Source organism: Streptomyces sp. NBC_00250, from assembly GCF_036192275.1.
GTDB lineage: Bacteria > Actinomycetota > Actinomycetes > Streptomycetales > Streptomycetaceae > Streptomyces.
Genome location: NZ_CP108088.1, coordinates 8,620,265 through 8,641,977, shown reverse-complemented (window position 1 = coordinate 8,641,977; position 21,713 = coordinate 8,620,265). Strand labels below are relative to the sequence as shown.

Sequence of the window (21,713 nt, the reverse complement as noted above, 5' to 3'; positions counted from 1 at the left end):
GGGGATTTCCCGGGCCACCCTCGCGGAAGGCGCTACTCGAAGGCGGCGGCGGCCTCCTTGAGCGCGGCGGCGACGGCCTCGGGCGCGTCGGGGCCGGGGGCTCCGGGGCGGTAGGTGACGGACTCCAGGCGGCCGGTGAAGCGGAAGGAGCGGCGGCGTTCGAAGAGCGGCCAGGAGACGGGGGACTTTCGGTCGACGCCGATGCTGATGCCCTGGAAGGGGGCCATGCCGATGAGCTGGTGCACGCTGTCGGGGGCGGCGCGGTGCTCGCCGTCCACGGTGATCGTGAACCGCCAGCGCAGTCCCTCCTCGGCCGTGGCGGCGAGGAGGATCTCGTGCGGGCCGGGGCCGAGGGGGCCCGCGTCGGTCTCGTGGAGGGTTCCGTACTCGTTGTACGCGAGGGCGAGCCGGCCGTTCTCGACGTACAGGCTGTAGCCGCCGCCCTGGTCGCCGTGGGAGACGAGGACGCCGTCCCCGGTCTCGTCGACGGCCACGGCGATCTCGAAGGAGCGCAGCGAGACGAGCCGGGAGGAGCGGTAGCGCTCCAGCTCCGGGGTGCCGGGCAGCAGGGTGAGGGGGCGGGTGAGGCGTTCCTCCGCGGGGTTACGGCGGGCGAGGGCCCCGCTGTGGTCGGGGAGCGGGAAGACGCCGTTGCGCCAGGCGGCGTCCTCCCAGGCCGCGGAGAGTTCCTTGACGAGCTCGGGGTGGGCGGCGGCGAGGTCGTGGATCTCGGTGGGATCGGTACGGATGTCGTACAGGGCCCATTCGGAGTCGTCATAGGGGGTGCCGGGCCGGTGGAGTGTGACGAGCTTGTGGCCGTCGCGGTAGTGGCTCCGGTTGCCGGTCATCTCGCAGTACTGCTCGGGGTGGGTGGAGTCGTGGGCGGGGTCGGTGAGGACGGCGGTGAAGCTGGTGCCGTCCGGTTCCTGGAGCGGTACGCCCCGGCGGCTCGCGGGCCGGGCGAGACCGGCGAGTTCGAGGAGGGTGGGGGCGATGTCGGTGACGTACTGGTACTGGGGGCGGAGGCCACGCGAGAGCCGGCCGTTCCTGACGCCTTCGGGCCAGGAGAGGACGAACGGCACGCGGACGCCGCCCGCGTAGGTGTGGCCCTTGTACAGGCGGAAGGGGGTGTTGGAGGCCATGCCCCAGCCGCGGGGGTAGTGGACGAGGCTGCGGGGGCCGCCGATGAGCTCGGGGTCGCGGTCGACGTCGGGCTCCCAGTCGCCGGGGAGGCGCGGGTGGTGGACGAAGCGGCTGAAGTAGGAGCGGGTTCCCTCGGCACCGCCCTCGCCGGTGCCGCCGTTGTCGGAGGTGAAGACGATGACGGTGTTGTCGAGTTCGCCGAGGGCGGCGAGCGTGTCGGTGAGCCGGCCGAGGTTCTGGTCGATGTTGTCGACGAGGGCCGCGTACACCTCCATGTAGCGGGCGTAGAGCCGTTGTTGATCGTCCGTCAGGGACTCCCAGGCGGGTACGTCGAGTCCGGCCTCGCTGTTGCGGGCGGGGAGTTCGGTGCCGGGCGGGAAGAGGCCGGCGGCGAGCTGGTCGGCGAAGCGCCGCTCGCGCAGGACGTCCCAGCCCTCGTCGTAGCGGCCGCGGTGGCGGGCGATGTCCTCGGCCTTGGCCTGGAGGGGGCCGTGGACGGCGTTGTGGGCGAGGTAGAGGAAGAAGGGCTTGTCCGGCTCGTGGGCGCGCAGCGACTTCACCATGGAGATCGCCTCGTCGGTGATGTCGTCGGTGTAGTAGTAGTCGTCGGCGAACTCGTCGATGTCGAGAGGACTGTTGTCCCGGACGAGCTGGTGCGGGTGGAAGAGGCTGGTGAGGCCCTCCAGGACGCCGTAGTACCGGTCGAAGCCCTTCTGGAGGGGCCAGTTGACACGGTCGTTCGCCGCGTTGGAGGCGGAGTCGCGGACGAGGTGCCACTTGCCGACCGCGTAGGTGGCGTAACCGGCGTCGTGGAGCAGTTCGGCGAGTGTGGGGATGTCGTCGGCGATCTCCATGCCGTAACCGGGGAAGCCGGGGTCGGAGTTGGCGACCATGGCGTAACCGACGCGGTGCGGGTTGAGGCCGGTGAGCAGGGCGGCGCGGGCCGGTGAGCAGAGCGGCATGGTGTGGTAGTTGGTGAGCCGGACGCCCTCGTCGGCGAGTCGGTCGAGGACGGGCGTGGGGATCTCGGACCCGAACGGTCCGATGTCGCTGAAACCCATGTCGTCGACGAGGACGACGACGATGTTGGGGGCCTTGGCGGGCGGGGTGGTGCGGGTGGGCCAGGCGGGCTCGGACTCGGCGAAGGTACGGCCGACGTGCCCTGCGAAACCCTCGTAGGGGTCGCGCCGGGTGGCGGGGGCCGACGGTCCGTCGTGCCGGGGGCCGTCGGTCCGGGTGGCTTCGCGTGGGGTGCCGGTGGTCATGCGGGGGCGGGTCCTTCCGGGGGCAGCGAGCGGGCGACGCGGAAGCCGCCGTGGCCGGTCGAGGAGTCGGGGGTGTTGTGGGATCGGGCGGCGACCCGGTAGCGGTTGCAGTAGGAGGCGTGGCAGAGGTAGGAGCCGCCGCGGATGACGCGCTCGGGGACCTGGCCGGGCTGCGGACCCTCCCCCGGGCCGAAGGCGTCGGCGCACCACTCCCAGACGTTCCCCGAAGTGTTGTGGAGGCCGTACCCGTTGGGGGCGTACGCGGTGACGGGCACGGTGCCGATGTGTCCGCCGGGCCGCTCGGAGCGGTGCGGGAAGGTGCCGAGCCAGGTGTTGCACATCTCCCGGCCGCCTGGGGTGAAGTCGTCACCCCAGGGGTAGCGGGCGCCGTCGAGGCCGCCGCGGGCGGCGTACTCCCATTCGGCCTCGGTGGGCAGCCGGACGCCGGCCCAGGCGCAGTACGCGAGGGCGTCGTCGTGACTGATGTGGACGACGGGGTGGTCGGCGCGGGCTTCGAGGCCGGAGCCGGGGCCCTCCGGGGCGTGCCAGGCGGCGCCGCTGACGCCGAGCCACCAGGGGGCCTGCGGGACGGCGCCGAGGACGTGGCGTTCGGCGGAGGGGTGGAGCAGCAGGTGGAAGACGAAGGAGGAGCCGAAGCGTTCGGCGTCGGTGCGGTGTCCGGTGGCCTCGACGAACTCGGCGTACCGGGCGTTGGTGACGGCAGTGGCGTCGATCGCGAAGGGGGCGACGGTCACCTCCCGTACGGGTCCTTCGTGGTCGGCCGGGTAGCCCTCGCCGAAGGCGTCGCCCATGCGGAAGGTCCCGCCCGGCAGCTCCACCATGGGGTGGAGCCGCGGTGCGGTCCGTACGGTGGGCGACGGGAGGAGCGCGAAGCTCTCCGGACGGCCGGTGCCGGCCGTGCAGCCACGGCCCGGGGTGCAGCAGCCGCTCATACGGACACCGCCTCGGCCGGGTGCGGTACGAGCGGCCGGGCCGTCACCGGTACGGGGTCGGGCGCGGCAGCGAGCAGCGCGCGCGTGTAGGGGTCGCGGGGGCGCTCGCACAGCTCGTCGGCGCCACCGGTCTCCACGATTCGCCCCTCGTGCATCACGGCGATGCGGTGGCTGACCTGGCGCACGACGGCCAGGTCGTGGGCGATGAAGACGAGGGCGAGGCCCAGGTCGCGCTGGAGATCGGTGAGCAGGCCGACGATCTGGGCCTGGACGGAGACGTCCAGCGCCGAGACGGGTTCGTCGCAGATGAGGACGTCCGGTTCGGGGGCGAGGGCGCGGGCGATGCCGACGCGCTGGCGCTGGCCGCCGGAGAACGAGCGGGGGTGCCGGTCGGCGGCGGCCGGGTCGAGGCCGACGAGACGGAGGAGTTCCGCGACACGGGCGGGGCGCTCCCGTGGGGTGCCGATCCCGAAGGCCCGTAGCGGCTCGGCGACGATCTCTCCCACGGTCATACGGGGGTTGAGGGAGGCGTACGGATCCTGGAAGACCATCTGCACCCGGCGGCGTACCGAGTGCAGCTCGGCGCGGCCGGGGCGGGTGACGTCCCGGCCGTCCAGGAGGATCCGGCCCGCGTCGGCGGGGTGGGCGTGGGCGAGGACCCGGGCGAGGGTCGACTTGCCGGAGCCGGACTCGCCGACGATCCCGAGGGTCTCCCCCGCCGCGAGGGTGATCGAGACGCCGTCCAGTGCGGGAACGTCGCTGCGGCGGCTCTTGTACGTCTTGTGCACGCCCTCGGCGACCAGGACGACGGCTCCGGGTGCGGGGCGGTCGATCCGGGCGGGCGGCGGGGGCGGCGGCAGCGGTTCGGTGCGTTCGGCGGCGGGCAGGCAGGCGGCGCGGACGGTTCCGCCGACGGCGACGAGCGGCGGGGCGGTGGTGAGGCAGCGGTCCTCGGCCAGGGCGCACCGGGCGGCGAAGGCGCAGCCGGCGAGCGGGAGGCTCAAGTCGGGCGGAGTGCCGGGGATGCCGGTCAGACGGGTGCCGGAGGGGGCGGAGAGCCGGGGCACCGCGGCAAGGAGCCCGGCGGTGTAGGGGTGGCGCGGGCGGGTGAGGACCTCGGCGGTCGGGCCGTCCTCGACGACCGTGCCTCCGTACATGACGAGGACGCGCTCGCAGGCGCGGGCGACGACGCCCATGTCGTGGGTGATGAGGACGAGTGCGGTGCCGGTGGTACGGGTGAGCTCGCCGAGGAGGGTGAGGATCTGGTCCTGGACGGTGGCGTCGAGGGCGGTCGTCGGCTCGTCGGCGAGGAGGACGTCGGGCTCACCCGCGAGGGCCATGGCGATGAGGACGCGCTGGCGCTGGCCGCCGGAGAACTGGTGCGGGTGGTCGTCGAGGCGCCGCTCGGGGTCGGGGATGCCGACGAGGCGGAGGAGCTCGACGGCGCGGGCGCGCCGGGCGGCCTTGTCGCGTCCCGCGCGGGGTTTCGCCTTGTCGCCTCCCGTATCGGCGCGTCCGGCATGAGCGTGTCCCGGATGATCGCGGCCCTCGTCGGCGCGTCCCGCGTGGGCACGTCCCGCGTCGGCGCGTCCCGCGTCGGCGCGTCCCGCGTGGGCGCGGAGCACCTCGTCCAGATGACGGCCGACGGTGAGGACGGGGTTCAGGGCCGTCATGGGGTCCTGGAAGATCATGCTGATGCGGACGCCCCGTACGGCCCGCAGCCGGTCCTCCCCGGCCGTGACGAGGTCCTCTCCGTCGAGCCGGACCGAGCCGCCGCTGATCCGGCCGGTGCCGGGCAGCATCCCGAGCAGGGCGAGGGCGGTGGTGGACTTGCCGGATCCGGACTCGCCGACGACGGCGAGGGTCTCGCCCCGGCGGAGCGTGAACGACACGTCCCGGACGGCACGCAGCCTCCCGCCGTCCGGAGCGGTGAACTCCACGTCGAGGCCTTGGACTTCGAGGAGCGGTGGGGTGGTCATCGGCGTATCTCCCGGTTCAGTGCCTCGGCGGTCAGGGAGAGACCGAGGACGAGCGCGGTCACGGTCACGAGCGGTCCGGCGGCGAAATGCGGGGCCTGGGCGAGATAGGGCATGGACTGGCTGAGGACGGCTCCGAGGGTGGGTTCGGGGGGCCGGACACCCACGCCCAGGAAGCTCATCGCGCCTTCGATGAAGACGGCGACGGTGAGCGAGACGGCGATCTGGACGACGAGCGGGTCGGCGGCGTTGGGCAGGATGTGCCGGGTGAGGATCCGGCCGCCCGAGGTGCCGCCGACGCGGGCGGCCGTCACGTACTCCCGGCCGCGCTGCACGAGGATCCCGGTGCGCAGGAGCCGTCCGAAGACGGGGATCTCGGCCAGGGCGATGACGAGGATCACGGGGAGCCGGCCGGGGCCGAGGACCGCGGTGACGGCGAGCGCGAGGATGAGTCCGGGGAAGGCGAGGATCAGGTCGAACGTGCGCTGGACGACGGTGTCGGCGATCGGGTGGACGGCGGCGGCCAGGGCGAGGAGGCAGCCGAGGGCGGCGCCGAGCGGCACGGCGACGACGATGATGCCGAGGTCCGCGCGAATGCCGTGGAGCAGCCGGGCGAGGAGGTCGCGGCCCAGGTCGTCGGTGCCGAGCACGTGGCCGGCGGTGCCGGGCGGGGCGAGCGCCAGGCCGCTCTGGTCGGTGGGGCCGTGTCCGGCGAGGAGCGGCGCGAGGAGTCCGGCGAGGACGACCAGGCCGACGAGGGCGAGTCCGGCGCGGCCGCGGGCGGTGGCGAGGGCGGCCCGGTAGGGGTGGCGGGCCCTGCGGGCGAGCGGCGGGTGGGCCGCTGTCTGGGTGGTCATGGGTCACTCCCACCTGATCCGGGGGTCGAGCCAGGCGTGGACGAGGTCGGTGAGCAGCTGGACGAGGACGAAGACGGTGACGAGGAGCAGCAGGAGGTCCTGGACGACGGGGTAGTCGCGGCGGACCAGGGCCTGTTCGGCGAGCTGGCCGAGGCCGGGCCAGGCGAAGATCGCCTCGACGAGGACGGCGCCGCCGAGGAGGTGGCCGGTCTGCATGCCGAGGAGGGTGACGACGGGCGGGAGGGCGTTCGGCAGGGCGTGGTGCCAGAGGAGGCGCCGGGGGGCGATGCCGGCGGCGGTGGCGGTGCGGACGTAGTCCTCGGCGAGGGCGCGTTCGATGCCGTCCTTGAGGTAGCGGCCGAGGACGGCGGCGCTGGGCAGGGCGAGGCAGAGGGCGGGCAGCAGCAGGTACTGGACGCCGAGGTCGGGTGCGTCGAGCAGCGGGACGCGTCCGCCCGGGGGCAGGACGCCGAGGACGACGGCGAAGAGGAGGACGAGGAGGACGCCGGTGACGAAGGGCGGCACGGCGAGGGCGGCGGTGGTGAGGATCCGTACGGTCGCGCCGACCCAGCGGTTGCGGGAGGTGGCGCCGAGGATGCCGAGGGCGGCGCCGAGAACGACGACGAACAGCAGCGCACCGAGGGTGAGTTCGACGGTCGCGCCGAGTCCTTCGCCGATGAGGTCGGCGGTCTGTCCGCCGATCGCGTAGGACGGTCCGAGGTCGCCGGTGAGGAGGTCGCCGATCCACCGGAGGTACTGGGTGTGCAGCGGGGCGTCGAGTCCGAGGCGGGCCCGGATGGCCGCCTCGGTCCCGGGGCTCGCGTCGGGCCCGGCGAGGACGGCCGCGGGGTCGCCGGGGACGAGCCGGAGGACGGCGAAGGCGACGAAGGAGGCGACGAGGAGGACGAGGAGGGCGGAGGGGAGTCTCCGCAGCAGGTAGCCGCGCATCTCAGCCCGCCAGGTAGGCGTCGTCGAGGTTGAGGTAGGAGAACTTGTTGAGGGTGACGCCGTGCAGCTTCTTGGCGGAGACCTGGACGGCGCCCCGGATGACGAGGTCGATGATGAACGCCTCGTCGAGGAGGGTGTCGGTGATCTGCTGCCGGAGGGCGTTGGCGCGGGCGCCGGTCCCGGGGGTGGTCCAGGCCTCGCGGACGACCTTCGTGTAGGCGGCGGAGCGGAACTTCGAGGTGTTCTTGGCCTCGTTGAAGGGGTACGCGCTGACGGCGAGGGTGGAGGGCTGGACCTGCGCGAAGCTGTGGCTCATGGCCCAGAGGCCCGGCATCTTCTGGGAGATGAGGTTCTTCTGCGCGGTGGCCGGGTCGGTGGGCTGGAGGGTGACCTGGACTCCGATCTGCTTGAGGTCGTACTGGATCGCCTCGGCGACGGCGGTGTCGCCGGGCAGGTTGATGTGGAGGAGCGGCAGGTCGAGCCGGGTGTGGCCGGCCGACTTGAGGAGCTCGCGGGCCTTGCCCGGGTCGTACGTGTAGTGGGTTCGGCCGGCCTCGGTGAAGGCGGGTGAGGACTTGGGCCAGGGGGTGGCGGAGGCGAGTCCGTAGCCGCCGAGGACCTGCTTGAGGATGCGTTCGCGGTCGATGGCCCGGGCGAGGGCCTGCCGGACGGTCTTGTCGTTCAGCGGGGCCACGGTGGTGTTGACGCCGAGGTAGTAGGCCCCGCCTCCGGTGGTGTACTGGCTGATGGCGAGTTCGGGAGTGGCCGCGACGACGGCGAGGTTCTTGCCGGGGACGCTGAAGGAGAGCTGGGACTGGCCGGTGCGGAGGGAGGACAGCAGGGCGTCGGCCTGGGGTACGACGCGGAGTTCGACGCCGTCGAGGTAGGGGCGGTCGGGCTGCCAGTACTTCTCGTTGCGGGTGAGGCTGAGGCCGCTGCCGGGGCTCCACTTGGTGAGCTTGAAGGGGCCGGTGCCGTTGAGCTTCTTGCCGGTGACGGCGTCCTCGACGCTGTTCCGATCGGTGATGACCATGAACTCGAAGAGGTCGAAGAGGTTGTTCACCGGATGGGCCAGCCGGAGGACGAGTTCGTGGTCGCCGCGCTTCTCGAAGCCCGTGACGGCGGCTGCGGTGGCTCTCAACTGGGCGGCGCGGAGCGGGTTCTGAAGGTTCTTCACCGCGAAGATCACATCGTCGGCGGTGAAGGGCCGGCCGTCGTGGAAGGTGACGCCGGTACGGAGCTTGAGGGTGATGCCGCGGCCGTCCTCGGCGTGCTCCCAGGAGGTGGCGAGTTCGGGCTGCGGCTTCAGCCGGTCGTCGTAGCGGGTGAGGGTGTTGTAGATCAGGCGCTGCTGGAGCGACTGGCCGCTCTGGGCGAAGAGCAGGCTGGGGGTGAAGTCGCTGTTGACGGCGACGGTGACGATGCCGCCGCGGCGGGGCCCCGCACCGGCCTTTCCGGCGGGCGCCTCGGCCTCGGAGACCGCCGAGCGGCAGCCGGCGAGTCCGAGACCGAGCAGCAGGGTGCCGCCGCCCGCGGCGCGCAGGGTGGTGCGCCGCGAGGGGGCGGAGGGTGTGGAGGAGTACAGCTCGGTCATCGATGCCTGCCTGTGGAGGAGAGCGGAGGCGCGCGGGACGCACGGATTCGTTCCGCTGCGGAAGGAAAAGGAAACGCGGCACGCGGGAATGCGGCGTGCGGTGAGGATGCGGCGCGACCGGTCGGCGGCCGGGACGGCAGGGGGCGCGGTCCGTCAGCGGGGCGACGGCGGGTGACCCGCCTTCGGCAGGGCCGGAGCGGAACGGGTGGGGCCGGCACGGTGACCGGCGCCTGGGTCAGACGCGGACGGCACAGACCGCGCTGGCCTGTCGACAGAGGTCGACGTGCCTGCGGGAGATGAGGCTCATGTCCGGATTCACGGGAGCAATATGACAGCGGCTTCGCGGGGCGGTCAACCGGCCTTGACCGCATTCTGAGACGACATCAGTTCTGCCCCTCTACGGGAAACAGCTCACCCATGGTCTCAATAGGCCTTCTGAACAGGGGATTCAGCAGAACGGTGCCCGCCGCGACAGGCAGCGTGGCCGGTCCGGCATGTGGACTGACGATCCGTTCGGGATCGTCGCAGACGTGCGAGAGGTCGATCGCGGCCCCCCGGATCTCCTCCAGGTACTCTGGTTCGAGGACGCTCGCCTGCTCGGTCACGACGACCAGGTCGGGGTTGAGGACGTCGAGGAGGAGGGCGACGGCGCGGCCCACCGCACGGGCCCGCTCGCGCAGCAGCCGGTCGGCGCGCCGGTCCCCCGCCGCCGCCGCGTCCACCACGAGGGAGGTCTCGGGCTCGGGCACGATCCCACGGCGTACGGCGGTGCGGCCGAGGGCGGTGTTCGAGGCGGTCGCCTCCAGGCAGCCGGAACGTCCGCACGCGCAGGGAACGGTGGAGTCCGGCACGGGCAGGTGCGCCACATCGCCGGCCGCGGCCCCGGGGCCCTGATGGACGACCCCGGCGAGCCCGACGGCCGCGTCGACGACATTGCCGATGAACAGATGGACCAGGCTCCGCCGGGCGGCGGGCCGGCCGAAGAGGATCTCCGACTGGGCGATGGAGCGGGCGTGGTTGTCCACGCGCACGGTGCGTCCGCCGAGGCCACGGGCGAGTTCGGCGGCGAGCGGGCGGCGGCGCCACCCCAGGGCCTGGTGGCGGACGACCACGCCCTCGGCGGGATCCACCCAGCCGCCGACCGCGGCGCCGACCCCGAGCAGCGGGCGCCCCCGCGTATGGGCGTCGAGGAAGACGCGGAGTTCGCGGGCGACGGCACCGGGCAGCCCGTCCGGCGTGATGCCGTCGTGGGGGTACGAATGCCGGGCCAGGACCTGTCCGCGCAGGTCGACGAGGGCGAAGGTCGAGCTGGGGACCCCGAGATGGACACCGCCGGCGACCGGCCCGCCGGAGGCGCCGATGTGCAGGTCGACGGGGATCTGGGGCCGCCCCACTCCCCCGCTGCCGGCCGGTTCGGGCAGCTCCCGCAGGAGACCGAGCCGGGTGAGATCGGTGGCCTGTCGCGAGACGGCGGCGGGGCTGAGGCCGGAGAGCCGGGCGACGGCGCTGCGGGCCACCGGTCCGTGGTCGAGGACGGTCCGCAGGACGGTGGCGGCGTTGGCCTCGCGCCTGCCGTCGCCCGCCATCCGGGGACCGTGCGCGGTGTTCCTCGTCATGGGGGCCTCTCTGGTCACTGTTGCGGCGGTGTGAATTCCCGGGGCGGTCCTCGCGGGGACCGTCGGCCTGCCGCCCGCGTCGGTCCCAGCCCGCGACAGGGCGGAGGTCGTCGCAGGTCGACAGCGGTTCGACGGGGTGCGCCGGGTCGGGTCGGCGGCGCCGGGCAGGCGCCGATTCAACCATCGAGAGCGGCCGTTCGGGGAGCGGACCGGCGCTTGACGTGCGGCTGCGGCCGCTGCGAGTCTCCGGGACATGTTCGCGACCCGCTCCTGTCCCGCCGTCTCCGGCGTCTGATCCTCGCGACCCTCACCTGTGAGCGGTACGCCGCTCCAGCTCTCGTACGTCCCCCGCCTCGCCCCCGAAGCCCGTCGGCTGCGGCGCGACGCTCGCGACGCTCTCCGCGCTCGCACGACGCAGGAGAACCCGTAGCGCCTCACCGGCCCTCGTCGGGGTTCACCGGCCCTCGTCGGGGGCTTCTCGCCCCTCCATTACTTCCGCTCCGAGATTAATTCCGCCCGGGCCCCGTCCGGGCCCTGCCCAGGCCCCGTCCGGGATCCGTCCCGGACGCATGAAAGGAACCCATCATGTCGACCGCGACCACCGCCGACACCGTCACCGTCCAGAAGGTCGGCGGCCGCCTCGGCGCCGTCATCTCCGGCGTCCGCCTCGGCGGCGACCTGCCCGCCGAGACCGTGACCGAGATCCGCGCCGCGCTCCTCGCGCACAAGGTCGTCTTCTTCCGCGGCCAGGACCACCTGGACGAGGCGGCACACGAGGCCTTCGGCCGGCTCCTCGGCACGCCCGTCGCCCACCCCACCGTCCCCTCGGCCGACGGCCGTTACTCCTTCCCGATCGACTCGGACTACGGCGGCCGCGCCAACCAGTGGCACACCGACGTCACCTTCGTACCCGCCTACCCCGCCTTCTCGATCCTGCGCGCGGTGGTCATCCCGCCGTACGGCGGCAACACCCTGTGGGCCAACACGGCGACCGCGTACGAGAACCTCCCCGAGCCGCTGCGCGCCCTGGCCGACAGCCTGCGCGCGGTGCACTCCAACGACTACGACTACGCGGCCCTGCGTCCCGGCGCCCTGCCCGAACAGCTCGCCCGCTTCCGCGAGGTCTTCGCCTCCACGAAGTTCCTCACGGAGCACCCGGTGGTACGGGTCCACCCCGAGACCGGCGAGAGGACGCTGCTCCTCGGCAACTTCGTCCAGCGGATCAGCGGTCTGACGGGCGCCGACTCCCGCGCCCTGCTCGGTCTCTTCCAGTCGCACGTCGAGCGCCCGGAGAACACGGTGCGCTGGCAGTGGCAGGTCGGTGACGTGGCCATCTGGGACAACCGCGCGACCCAGCACTACGGCGTGGACGACTCCGACGACCACGTGCGCAAGCTGCGCCGCGTGACGATCGACGGCGACGTCCCGGTCGGCGTGGACGGCAGCGCCTCGGTCCTCCTCGCGCCCGAGTCCGTCCCGGACCCGGCGTTCGGCATCGCCTCGGGCGACTCCGCGGAGGAGCCCGTCGCCGTATGACGAGCGTCCCGCCCCGGGTGATCGTGGTGCTCACCGAACGATGATCGAGACCGTGCACTCCCGCCCCCTCGACCAGCGGCGTCCCGAGTCGTCTCCGGACGAACGGGTCCCGTGGGCGGGGGTATACGGTTCGGCCACCGCCGACCGAGGGCGGCGGTGGCCGACGGACGACGCCGCCGAGGGCAGGGGTCCGGGTTCGGGGCCGAGTCCCGCTCGCGGCGGGCGCGGGCGAGCTCGGAGCCCGGCCCCACTCGGTCCGCCAGAGGCTTCACATAGTCAGGCGGACGGCTTCGCGCGGTCAGCCGGAGGGCTTCGCGTAGTCGGCGAAGCCGGTCCAGTCCAGTGCGACGCAGGCGTCGTCACCGAGGACCCAGGCGTCGTGGCCGGGCTTGACCTCCATGTAGTCCCCGGCCCCGTACTCGGTCGTCTCACCGTCGTCCATGACGACCTTCATCCGGCCGCTGACGATGTACCCCACGTGCGACGCCTGGCAACTGTCGGTGCCGGCGATCGGTTTGACGTGCTTGGACCACTGCCAGCCCGGCTCGAACACGGCACGACCGACCGCGCCACGCTCACCGGTGACCAGGTCAAGCCTGCCCTTGTTGCCCTCGAAGGGACGGGTCTCGTCCGCTGCGTCGAAGCTCTTCTTCACGATGCCGGCCATCATCCGCTCCCGGCGATGGAGAGATGGAGTCCCCGAGTCCACTTCCAGGCTACGCGCCGGGATTCCGGCGGGCACCCCGCATACCGATACGACAGGTGGTTCGCATTTGCATTGAATTTTTGTTGAAGAAAGTCCATCGAAGGGTGATCGCCATTTGGCGGTTCCATGCATATCCGCAGCTCAAATTCTGTGTGCATCCCTTATCGGGCAGACCTACACATAAAGGCCAGATAAGCGCACAATGAAGCAGCGGCAGCATTTGCCGCAAGTGCGGTCAGACGTGCATGACGCCAGAAGGAGGCGAGTCGTATGGCCGACGTCTCTCACCGTCCTGGTGATATCGCAGGACACCCCGACGCGTCGGAAATGCGGGACCGATATGCCCGTATGCTCCAGACCCGAGGTGTCGCGGCGGTCGAGGAACTCGTGATCCTCGCCGGTATCTACGCCGCGATCTCCGCGTGGACGGTTCACTTCTCCGCCACCCAGCCCGCGCTCGCCATCAGCAACCTGGTCGTAGGCATCTCCCTCGCGGTGCTCGGCCTGTGCATGTCGATGGCTCCGGAGCGGTCGCAGGACCTCAACTTCGTCGTCCTGTTGATGGGTGCGTGGCTGATCGTCGCCCCGTGGGTGGTCGGGTCGGGCCCCGACACCGGCACCATCCTCAGCAACGTGATCACCGGCGCGTGCGTCTGCCTGTTCTCCCTCACGGCCGGCGGACTGCTCATGACCAAGCGAAGGACGTGACGTTCTGATCCTCTCCCGGAACGGCGGCCCCTCCACTCCCGGAGGTGCCGCCGTTCACTGTTTCCCGACCCGGAACGGCCACCGCCCGGTAACGAATTGACCCATGTGGTTTCAGCCACCTAAGTTCTGCGTAAAGCTTGCTCCACAGGGACAGGCTCTCCCGCTCGCATACCCAGTCCTTGGGGGGACAAAGTGAACTGGTACCTCGAAGTCCTGAAGAAGTACGTCGTCTTCACCGGCCGGGCCCGCCGCAAGGAATTCTGGATGTTCGAGTTGATCAACTTGATCATCTCGATCGTCCTCGCCGTCGTCGACATGTCGCTCGACATGCAGCTGCTGGGCACGATCTACGCTCTCGCCGTATTCCTGCCGTCCCTGGCGGTCACCGTCCGCCGACTCCACGACACGGGCCGCTCGGGCTGGTGGATCCTCATCGCTCTGGTGCCGCTCATCGGCTTCATCGTCCTCATCGTCTTCGCCGCCACCGAGGGCGAGCAGCACGAGAACGCGCACGGCCCGAACCCGAAGCTGGCCCCGGCCTACTGACGGATCCGGCCTGCTCAAGGCCCCGCACGCACACGCACGCGGCCCCCGGAAGGAACGCCTTCCGGGGGCTTTTCGCGTGCCGGACCCCCACCGCACCGCGAGGTCCCCCATGGAGCCGCATAGAGCCGGTACGGCGTGTTCGCCGGCACCCCCTTGTGCAGGATGGCGCACGACCGTGACCGACAGCCCCGCCTAGCCTCGCCGCAACGGCACCAACGAGGGGCGGTACCACCGGTGAACTGGCACATCCACGACTACCGCGAGAGCGATCTCGCCGCCGTCGTCCATCTGATCGACACGACCGCGGAGCTCGGCCAGGAGTCCGTGTTCTCGCTGGCCGAGTGCATCAGCGCCCTGACCAGCCGCCAGCCCGCCGTGGTCGCCGTCCACCAGGGCGTGCCGATCGGGGCCGCGCTCGCCTGTGTCTCCGGCGAGCGGGCCTGGGTCATGCGCATCGCGATCTCCTCGGCCTGGCGCGGCCGCGGTCTCGCCAGCGCCCTGCTCGTGGAGTTGGAGCGGCGACTCGTGGCGGCGCGCGTGGGGCGGATCGCGTACGTCCTGCCGGAGGAGGAGCTGCTCGGCGAGGGCCTCCTCAACGCCGGGTACACCCGGCAGCCCGCCGTCGCGTACTTCGAGAAGGTGGAGCCGCTGCACGGTCCGGCCGCCGGGCTCCTCGACGACCTGGGCGGCCGGCTGCTCCCGGGCGACCTGTGGGCCAAGGTTGCCGGGATGGAGCGGGAGAAGGACCTGATCGAGCGCCGGGTGGTACTGCCCCTCGCCGAGCCGGAGCGGGCGGGGCGGCACGGTGTACGGCCGCCGCGCGCGGTCTGCCTGTTCGGCCCGCCCGGCACCGGGAAGACCACGTTCGCGCGCGGGATCGCCTCACGGCTCGGCTGGCCGTTCGTGGAGATCCTGCCGTCCCGCCTCGCCGACGAGGGCAACCTCGCCGCGGCCCTGCGGTCCGCTTTCGCCCGGATCGCCGAGCTGGAGCGGGTCCTGGTCTTCATCGACGAGGTCGAGGAGATCGCCCCGGTGCGCTCCGAGCCCGCGCAGCCCGGTGGGATGCACGGGGTGACGAACGAACTCCTCAAGCTGATACCCGGCTTCCGGGAGCGGGACGAGCGGCTGCTCGTCTGTGCCACCAACTCGATCCGCTCCCTCGACCCGGCGTTCCTGCGCCCCGGCCGCTTCGACTACCTCATCCCGATCGGTACGCCGGACAAGGCGGCGCGTGCGGCGATCTGGGCCCGGTACACCGACGGCAGGACGGACGTCGACATCGACGAACTGGTCCTCGCGAGCGACCTGTTCACGCCGGCCGACATCGAGCACGCGGCCCGGATCGCGGCCCAGGCCTCCTTCGAGCGTGATCTGCTCGCCGTCGGCGGGCGGGGCGGCGACGGTCCGGTGCCAGGGGCGAGCACCGCGGACTATCTGGCGGCCATCGGGGAATGCAGGCCGACGGTCACCCCGGAGATGGTCGAGCAGTTCGCCTCGGACATCACCACACACGCCCGGACCTGACGGCGAACTCCTTCCCGGCCGCGTCGAGTTCCGAGCGGTCGGGCGGCTGGGCGCCGGCCCGGGAGACGGTGACGGCCGCCGCCGTGCCCGCCCGCCGCAGAAGCCCCGCGAGGTACTCGGCGCCGAGCCCTCGCAGCGCGTCCCGCCCCCGCCCGGCGAGCGTGTCGAGGACGGCGGACATGAAGGAGTCGCCCGCGCCGACGGTGTCGACGACGTCGACCCGGGGCGCCTCGGCGGCGACCGTGTGGTGCCGGGTGAGGGCGAGCGAGCCTGCGGCGCCCCGGGTGACGAGGACGACGGCCGGGCCGAGGGCGAGCCAGCGGGCGGCGACCGTGTGCGGCTCCTCGTCCGGGTACAGCCAGGCCAGGTCCTCGTCGCTCGCCTTGACCAGGTCGCTGAGGGCGACGCAGCGCTCGACCCGGGCGACGGCCTCGTCGTGCTCCCCCATCAGTTCGGGTCGCACGTTGGGGTCGTAGCTGACGGTGGCGCGCTCGCGCAGCCGCTCGGTCTCGGCGAGGACCGTGGCCGCGCCGGGTGCGGTGACGGCGGCGATCGAGCCGATGTGCACATGGGTGGGTGCCGGGCCGGCCGGCGCGCCGCCCATCAGCGTCCAGGCGATGTCGAAGGTGTACGAGGCCTGGCCGCGCGCGTCGAGACCGACCACCGCCGACGGGGTGCGTACGGGCACGTCGCCGACCTCCACCCGTACGCCCGCGCCGGTGAGGTGGGCTTCGATGAGCCGTCCGGCGGGGTCGTCGGCGAGCTGGGTGAGCAGGGTGACGTCCCGGCCGAGTCGACCCAGGCCGTAGGCGACGTTGGCGGGGCTGCCACCCGGGTGGACGCGGTCGGCGGCGCCGGAGCCGGCCGGGGCGGGGACGATGTCGGCGACGCACTCGCCGATCACCAGGAAGGACATGGGTCAGAGCTCCTTGGCGTAGGTGTCCTGGTAGCCGGCCCGGCCCCCGAAGACGTTCAGCCCGACGTGGCCCGCGCCGTAGGTGGCCGCGGTGTCGGTGAGGTCGATGATGCGGTCCCCGTCGAGGAAGACCTCGATACGGTTGCCCCGGTGGACGATCCGCAGATGGTACGTGGCCCCGTGCCGTACCAGGGCGGGGACCCGGGCGAGCGCTGCCGCGTCGTCGAAGGAACCGGCCCTCGGCGGTGAAGGCGGGGCCCGGCCGATGTCAATATCTTGGTCACGAGCGCTCCGGACGGCTTCCGGGAGCGACGACCGACCGAGAACGACGACGGCCGACGACGACAGAGGGGGACCGGTCCGGTGCAGCAGTACGAGGGACTTGAGCTGATGACCGTCACGAAGGCCTCGGAGCTGGAGGCATGGCTGGAAGGCCACCACGCCGACCGGCCCGGGGTCTGGCTGAGGATCGCCAAGAAGGGCAAGGGGGGCGAGTCACTGACGATCCAGGAGGTCCTCGACTGCATGCTCTGCTTCGGCTGGATCGACGGGCAGCGCAAGGGCGGGGACGGGGCGTACTACTTCCAGAAGTACACGCCGCGGCGGGCGCGCAGCCTCTGGTCGCAGGTGAACGTGCGCAAGGTCGCGGCGCTCACCTCGGCGGGACGGATGCGCGAACCGGGCCTCGCCGAGGTACGGGCCGCACAGGCGGACGGCCGGTGGGAGGCCGCGTACCCGTCGCAGGCGGAGGCGACCGTCCCGGACGACCTGGCGGCGGCCCTGGCGGCCGACGAGGGGGCGCGGGTCTTCTACGAGGGCCTCGGGAAGACCGATCAGTACCTGGTGATCATGCGCCTGTGGCAGGCCCGCACCGAGAAGGGCCGGGCGCAGCGTCTTGAGCGGATGATGGCGAAGCTGGCGGCGGGCGAGAAGGTCCGGTGAACCCCTGGGGCTGCCGGGATCAGCGGCGGCGTCGGTAGAGGACCTGATGGGCGTCGTACTCGACGAACGAGGAGACGTGGGTCATGCCGACGGCCTCCAGGAGCCGTCGGGAGCGGTGGTTCGCCTCCTGGGTGAGGGCGACCACGCTGGGGGTGTCGAGGAGCGTGGCCTCGACGACGGCGGCGACGGCCTCGCGTGCGTATCCGTGCCCCCAGTGCTCGGGCAGGAACTGGTAGGAGACCTCCGTCTCCCCGTCCCGCGCCCCGGGCTCCACCGTCACGAGCCCGAGCAGCACCCCGTCGGCGGCCCGCACCACGGCGTGCACGCCGGGCGCCCCGACCACTCGCCGCTGCCGGATTCTCACGACCTGCTCGGTGACCGGCCCGCCCAGATGGCGCCTGACCTCGGGGTCCGTCCACAGCCGGGTGACGGCCGGCACGTCGGCCGTCCGTACGGGGCGCAACAGGAGCCGCTCCGTGACGAGGGAGGCGCTGGGAGCCGGGACCGGAGCCAGGGCGGCGGTCGGGTCCGGGGTCGGAGCCGGAGAGGTGGGCATACATCCGATCATCTCAGCCCGGCACCGCTCCCCAGGCACGCGGCCTAGGACGAGGGACGGACACAGGTAGGGCCCCCGGGCCGAGGCGCGGGTGGCGTCGGCCGCACCAGGATGGCGCTCATGCGAATCGGAATTCTCGGCACAGGACATGTAGGACAGGCACTCGCGTCGGCGTGGGCGCGGGCCGGCCATGACGTGGTCATCGGATCGCGGCGGCCGGACGACCCGGAGCTCCTCGCGGAGCTGAAGGAACTCACCGACTCCGGATTACGGGTCGACAGCTCCGCGGGGGCCGCGGCGCACGCCGAGGTGCTGGTGAACGCCACCCCCGGCACGGCCTCCGTGGCGCTGCTGCACACGATCGGCGCCCAGGCGCTCGCCGGAAGGATCATCCTCGACGTAGGGGTCGGCTTCCTGGCGGACGGATCGCTCTCGCATCCGGACGTGAGCCTCGGCGAGGAGATCCAGCAGGCGTTCCCCGGGTCGCGGGTGGTGAAGACGCTCTGCACGATCGACCGGAAGGTGATGATCGCACCGGACTCCCTGGAGGGTCCCGGCACGGTGTTCCTCTCGGGCGAGGACGCGGAGGCGAAGGAGGCGGTACGCGGACTGGTCGCCGATCTCGGCTGGTCGGACGACTCCGTGCTCGACCTGGGCGGCATCGCGACGGCACGGGGCCAGGAGCACTTCGCCCTGCTGTTCACGGGAATCGCGCGAGCGACCGGCACCTACGAGTTCGGCATCCGGGTCGTCCTCCCCACCTCGGGCGGGAGCGGCCTCGACCACTAGGTCCCCCTAGCCCGTTTCGGGTCAACGGCGGGTGACGGCACGTTGCCGTCACCCGCCGTTGACCGGCGATGGATCAGATCTGGCACCGGCAACGGATGTACCCCGGCAAGGTGTTGCCGACGCGATCGTGGTCCGACGAGGCCTGAGTCAAGGCTGGTTGCGGACATGCCTTTCCGAACGGGGACTCGCGCGTGGAGGCATTCAGCCTCGTCTCGCATTCTTGGTACGGGATCCCGATGCCTGCTGTTCGCTCACCGGGTCCAGTACTGCGCGAGGGCTCCCTCTCGGTACGGTGCCGGGCTCACGCTGAGTTCGCCGGCGAAGGGGCGGTCGAGCACGAAGACCAGGAGGAGGCTGAAGCCGATGAGCGCGGCGACCGAGGCGACGAAGAGGAGCTGGATCCGGAGCTTGCGCATGCCGTAGAGGAAGGTGAGCGGGACGAGGACGAATGCGCCGCCGAAGGCCAGGGCCTGGAGCAGCGGCGGGAGTTCCTGCTCGGCCATGGTCAGGCGGGCCCGGCGCTGGGCGGCGACGTCGTTGAGGTGACTCACGGCCTCCTCGTAGAAGACCTCCTCGCGCGGGGACCTCGGTTCGTACGCCTGGAGGACGCCGAAGGCGGCCCGGAGGTGCGTCTCCGTGGCCCCGTAGCTCGGCTGCCCGGCACGCATCCGGGGCCACTGGTCCTCGACGACCGCGTGGACGTAGCCGCTGAGGGCCGCGTCGAGGTCGGCGCGGACGTCCGGCGGGAAGGCGGCGGCGTCGCGGGCGATGAGCGCGGTGTCGGTGGCCTCGCTCGCGACGATGGTCTGCGTGCTGTCCAGCTGGGTCCAGAGGGTGACGATGACGAAGGCGAGGATGATCCCGTAGATCGCACCGAACATCCCCAGCGTCACCCCGACCATGTCGTTGTGCTCCCCCCGGGCCAGCGAGGGGTATCTACGGCGGAGCAGCACGCTGCCGGCCACGGCGAGGACGACGGTCCCGCCGACGGTGACCACGGCCAGGGTGAAGGTGCTGAAGTGATTGAGCAGCCAGAGCGACATGTGCGCGGAGTCTAGGTGCGCCGCGCGACCCGACCTGCCAGTCGGCGGCGATCACGATGAATGATCACTCGCCCGTGTAGGCGGTGGAACACGCATGGCCCGCACCGCTGCCCGGACGACGTCAACCGGGCGTGACCGACGGACCGCACTCGTACCGGCACCGACGTCACCTCCGATGAACGTACGCGCGCGGAACCGGCCCCCGAGCCCGGGCCCTTCATCCGCTCCGAGTAGAGTCGGTGGGCCGGTGAGGTACGAGCGACGGGGAGCTCATGCTGATCGATTCCGCATTGCCGCGATGGGACTTCCGCGAGGTGCACAGCTTGGTCGTGGCGGCGCCGCCCGAAGCTGTCTGGACGGCCCTGGAGTCGCTGACGCCCCATGACATTCCCGTCGCACGCTTCCTGTTGGGACTGCGGACCCTGCCCGCACGCCTCCGGGGGAAGAAGAGCCCCGACACCCGCGGGGACGAACCGATGCTCGCGTCCCTGAGCGAGAACTTCGTGCAGCTCGCGGACATCGCCGGCGAGGAGATCGTCTCCGGAGCGGCCGGCCAGTGGTGGAAGCCCAACGCCCCCTTCGTGGACCTGGACAGTCCCGAGCAGTTCCATCGGTTCGACCGCACGGGATACCTCAAAGCGGCGGTCAACTTCCGGGCGACCGGCCACCCGCGGGGCACCTTGCTGCTGACGGAGACGCGCGTCGTCGCCCTGGACGCGAGGACCCGGCGGATCTTCCGGCCGTACTGGTTCCTGCTGGCCCGGCCCTTCGGCGGTCTGATCAGAAAGGCCTGGCTCAGGGCGGTGCGAACACGGGCCGTCGCCCTGCAGCGGGGCTGACCGCCCCCACGCCAGACGCCGGTCCGGACCCGCGAGCGACCTGTGTGGCTACCCCGCCCCGAGGGACGTCAGGGCGGCCTTGATCGACGGCCACTCCGGAGCCGTCGGTGCGTACGTCTCCCGCGCCGTGGCGATGTCCTTGTAGCCGCTGGAGGTGACCACGCACACCACAGGACCGTCGTTCTCGCACGGTCCGTGGGCGCGCAGCCCGGCGAGACCTGCGGCCGACGAGGTCTCGCACCAGAACCCCTGAGCCGCCAACTCCGCGCGTGCCAGCCTCATTTGATCATCCGTCACCGTACGGGCCGCTCCCCTGCTGTCACGGACGGCGAGAACGCCCCGGTAGCTGTTGAACTCGCAGTCGATGGCATACGCCGTCGTCGGACCCACCGGAACCCTGGCCACGGGCGCACCGGTGCGGAGCGCCTCGGTGAGGGCGCCGGCCGCGGCGGGCTCGGTGGCGTACATCCGGGGGACGGAGTCGGTGACCCCGAGCCGCACGAGTTCCTGGAAGCCCTTGGCCACTCCGAAGAGCAACTCGCCGTAACCCGTGGGCAGATGGACCGCCGCCGGGGCGCGTCCGAGGTCGAGGGCGATCTCGTACGCGAGGGTCTTGTAGCCCTCGGGTCCGAACGGGTGTCCGGTGTGGCCGCGGTCCGTGACACTGCTGACGTTCTGGAAGCCGAGCTCGTCGACGATCCGCCTCATCAGGGGCCGTACCGACGTGTACGGGACGGTCAGCACCGTCGCCCCGTAGGCGCGCAGGTGAGAGGCGACGGCGGGCGGGGCGTCCGGGGAGGTGAACACCGCGCAGCGCAGTCCGGCACGGGCCGCGTACGCGGCGGCGGCCGCGCCGTGGTTGCCGGAGGAGGAGACGACGATGCCACGCGCCCCGGAGGCGACGGCGGCGCTGACGGCGACCCGGTTGAGCCGGTCCTTGTGGCTCCAGGTCGGGTTGCGGGACTCGTCCTTGATCCAGACCCCGTCGGGGAGTTCGACCAACGGGGTGTTGCCCTCGCCGAGGCCGGGGGCGGCGAGCGGCGGGAGGAGCGGCGCCCACCGTTCGAGGCCGTGGGCGGCGGGGCGGGTGAACAGGTCGGCGGGGACGTCGTCGTAGGCGTAGTCGATGTCGAGGGGGTACGCGACCTCGTCGGTCGAGGTGACCGGGCAGCCCTCGGTGAGCGGGGGCCAGAGCGGGTGGCGCACGGACGGATCGGCGAGCGAACGCTGGGCGAGGGCGAGCGAGGTCACACGTG

Annotated in this window: 21 protein-coding genes; 7 read left to right on the top strand and 14 right to left on the bottom strand. The window is 72.1% G+C overall.

Annotation, left to right across the window (positions count from 1 at the left end; genetic code table 11):
* Nucleotides 1-32: 32 nt before the first annotated feature.
* The 8 genes from OG259_RS38915 to OG259_RS38880 all read right to left on the bottom strand — a co-directional run bounded on the left by OG259_RS38915 (nucleotide 33) and on the right by OG259_RS38880 (nucleotide 10,352).
* Nucleotides 33-2,408 carry an arylsulfatase gene (locus OG259_RS38915; RefSeq protein WP_328946556.1) on the bottom strand — a complete coding sequence of 792 codons (2,376 nt, stop codon included), beginning with the start codon at nucleotides 2,406-2,408 and terminating at the stop codon, nucleotides 33-35.
* Nucleotides 2,405-3,361 (bottom strand): formylglycine-generating enzyme family protein, encoded by a 957-nt coding sequence (locus OG259_RS38910; RefSeq protein WP_443052090.1) that lies wholly within the window; start codon nucleotides 3,359-3,361, stop codon nucleotides 2,405-2,407. Before OG259_RS38910 ends, OG259_RS38915 begins: the two co-directional genes overlap by 4 nt.
* Entirely contained in the window at nucleotides 3,358-5,340 is a 1,983-nt protein-coding gene (locus OG259_RS38905; RefSeq protein WP_328946555.1) for an ABC transporter ATP-binding protein, read from the bottom strand. Before OG259_RS38905 ends, OG259_RS38910 begins: the two co-directional genes overlap by 4 nt.
* Complete coding sequence (locus tag OG259_RS38900; RefSeq protein ID WP_328946554.1) at nucleotides 5,337-6,194, bottom strand: ABC transporter permease; 858 nt, start codon at nucleotides 6,192-6,194, stop codon at nucleotides 5,337-5,339. Before OG259_RS38900 ends, OG259_RS38905 begins: the two co-directional genes overlap by 4 nt.
* A gap of 3 nt (nucleotides 6,195-6,197) precedes the next feature.
* Entirely contained in the window at nucleotides 6,198-7,142 is a 945-nt protein-coding gene (locus OG259_RS38895) for an ABC transporter permease (protein WP_328946553.1), read from the bottom strand.
* A 1-nt stretch (nucleotide 7,143) separates the two neighbouring features.
* Entirely contained in the window at nucleotides 7,144-8,736 is a 1,593-nt protein-coding gene (locus OG259_RS38890) for an ABC transporter substrate-binding protein (RefSeq protein ID WP_328946552.1), read from the bottom strand.
* 235 nt (nucleotides 8,737-8,971) lie between these two features.
* Nucleotides 8,972-9,043 carry a putative leader peptide gene (locus OG259_RS38885; RefSeq protein WP_327166350.1) on the bottom strand — a complete coding sequence of 24 codons (72 nt, stop codon included), beginning with the start codon at nucleotides 9,041-9,043 and terminating at the stop codon, nucleotides 8,972-8,974.
* A 76-nt stretch (nucleotides 9,044-9,119) separates the two neighbouring features.
* Nucleotides 9,120-10,352, bottom strand: a complete 1,233-nt coding sequence (locus OG259_RS38880) for an ROK family transcriptional regulator (protein WP_328946551.1) — start codon at nucleotides 10,350-10,352, stop codon at nucleotides 9,120-9,122.
* 585 nt (nucleotides 10,353-10,937) lie between these two features.
* Between OG259_RS38880 and OG259_RS38875 the strand changes: the two genes are divergently transcribed.
* Nucleotides 10,938-11,888 (top strand): TauD/TfdA dioxygenase family protein, encoded by a 951-nt coding sequence (locus OG259_RS38875; RefSeq protein WP_328946550.1) that lies wholly within the window; start codon nucleotides 10,938-10,940, stop codon nucleotides 11,886-11,888.
* Between the two features lie 298 nt (nucleotides 11,889-12,186).
* Here OG259_RS38875 and OG259_RS38870 read toward each other — a convergent pair whose 3' ends face one another.
* Nucleotides 12,187-12,555: a cupin domain-containing protein gene (locus OG259_RS38870; protein WP_328946549.1), complete on the bottom strand. Its 369-nt coding sequence runs from the start codon at nucleotides 12,553-12,555 to the stop codon at nucleotides 12,187-12,189.
* 387 nt (nucleotides 12,556-12,942) lie between these two features.
* Between OG259_RS38870 and OG259_RS38865 the strand changes: the two genes are divergently transcribed.
* The 3 genes from OG259_RS38865 (at nucleotide 12,943) to OG259_RS38855 (ending at nucleotide 15,372) form a co-directional block, all read left to right on the top strand.
* Nucleotides 12,943-13,302 (top strand): SPW repeat protein, encoded by a 360-nt coding sequence (locus OG259_RS38865; RefSeq protein WP_328946548.1) that lies wholly within the window; start codon nucleotides 12,943-12,945, stop codon nucleotides 13,300-13,302.
* A gap of 192 nt (nucleotides 13,303-13,494) precedes the next feature.
* Nucleotides 13,495-13,848, top strand: coding sequence for a DUF805 domain-containing protein (locus tag OG259_RS38860; RefSeq protein WP_328946547.1), 354 nt, complete (start codon nucleotides 13,495-13,497; stop codon nucleotides 13,846-13,848).
* A gap of 234 nt (nucleotides 13,849-14,082) precedes the next feature.
* On the top strand, nucleotides 14,083-15,372 hold the full coding sequence (locus OG259_RS38855) for an ATP-binding protein (RefSeq protein ID WP_328946546.1): 1,290 nt from the start codon (nucleotides 14,083-14,085) through the stop codon (nucleotides 15,370-15,372).
* On the opposite strand, the gene OG259_RS38850 is transcribed toward OG259_RS38855, so the two are convergent.
* Together OG259_RS38850 and OG259_RS38845 are read right to left on the bottom strand one after the other, a co-directional pair.
* Nucleotides 15,350-16,288 carry a carbohydrate kinase family protein gene (locus tag OG259_RS38850; protein WP_328946545.1) on the bottom strand — a complete coding sequence of 313 codons (939 nt, stop codon included), beginning with the start codon at nucleotides 16,286-16,288 and terminating at the stop codon, nucleotides 15,350-15,352. The genes OG259_RS38855 and OG259_RS38850 overlap by 23 nt on opposite strands.
* Nucleotides 16,289-16,291: 3 nt before the next feature.
* Complete coding sequence (locus tag OG259_RS38845; RefSeq protein WP_328946544.1) at nucleotides 16,292-16,726, bottom strand: hypothetical protein; 435 nt, start codon at nucleotides 16,724-16,726, stop codon at nucleotides 16,292-16,294.
* Here OG259_RS38845 and OG259_RS38840 point away from each other — a divergent pair.
* Complete coding sequence (locus OG259_RS38840) at nucleotides 16,679-17,230, top strand: YdeI/OmpD-associated family protein (RefSeq protein ID WP_328946543.1); 552 nt, start codon at nucleotides 16,679-16,681, stop codon at nucleotides 17,228-17,230. The genes OG259_RS38845 and OG259_RS38840 overlap by 48 nt on opposite strands.
* A 19-nt stretch (nucleotides 17,231-17,249) precedes the next feature.
* On the opposite strand, the gene OG259_RS38835 is transcribed toward OG259_RS38840, so the two are convergent.
* On the bottom strand, nucleotides 17,250-17,786 hold the full coding sequence (locus OG259_RS38835; protein ID WP_328946542.1) for a GNAT family N-acetyltransferase: 537 nt from the start codon (nucleotides 17,784-17,786) through the stop codon (nucleotides 17,250-17,252).
* Nucleotides 17,787-17,897: 111 nt separating this feature from the next.
* Here OG259_RS38835 and OG259_RS38830 point away from each other — a divergent pair, with 111 nt between their 5' ends.
* The gene (locus OG259_RS38830) at nucleotides 17,898-18,575 is read left to right on the top strand and encodes an NADPH-dependent F420 reductase (protein ID WP_328946541.1); all 678 of its coding nucleotides are present in this window, start codon (nucleotides 17,898-17,900) and stop codon (nucleotides 18,573-18,575) included.
* Nucleotides 18,576-18,826: 251 nt separating this feature from the next.
* On the opposite strand, the gene OG259_RS38825 is transcribed toward OG259_RS38830, so the two are convergent.
* Nucleotides 18,827-19,618 carry a bestrophin-like domain gene (locus OG259_RS38825; protein WP_328946540.1) on the bottom strand — a complete coding sequence of 264 codons (792 nt, stop codon included), beginning with the start codon at nucleotides 19,616-19,618 and terminating at the stop codon, nucleotides 18,827-18,829.
* Between the two features lie 272 nt (nucleotides 19,619-19,890).
* Here OG259_RS38825 and OG259_RS38820 point away from each other — a divergent pair, with 272 nt between their 5' ends.
* Nucleotides 19,891-20,457, top strand: a complete 567-nt coding sequence (locus OG259_RS38820; RefSeq protein ID WP_328946539.1) for a hypothetical protein — start codon at nucleotides 19,891-19,893, stop codon at nucleotides 20,455-20,457.
* A 48-nt stretch (nucleotides 20,458-20,505) separates the two neighbouring features.
* Here the strand turns inward: OG259_RS38820 and OG259_RS38815 are convergent, their stop codons facing one another.
* Complete coding sequence (locus OG259_RS38815) at nucleotides 20,506-21,708, bottom strand: threonine synthase (protein WP_328946538.1); 1,203 nt, start codon at nucleotides 21,706-21,708, stop codon at nucleotides 20,506-20,508.
* Nucleotides 21,709-21,713: the final 5 nt, after the last annotated feature.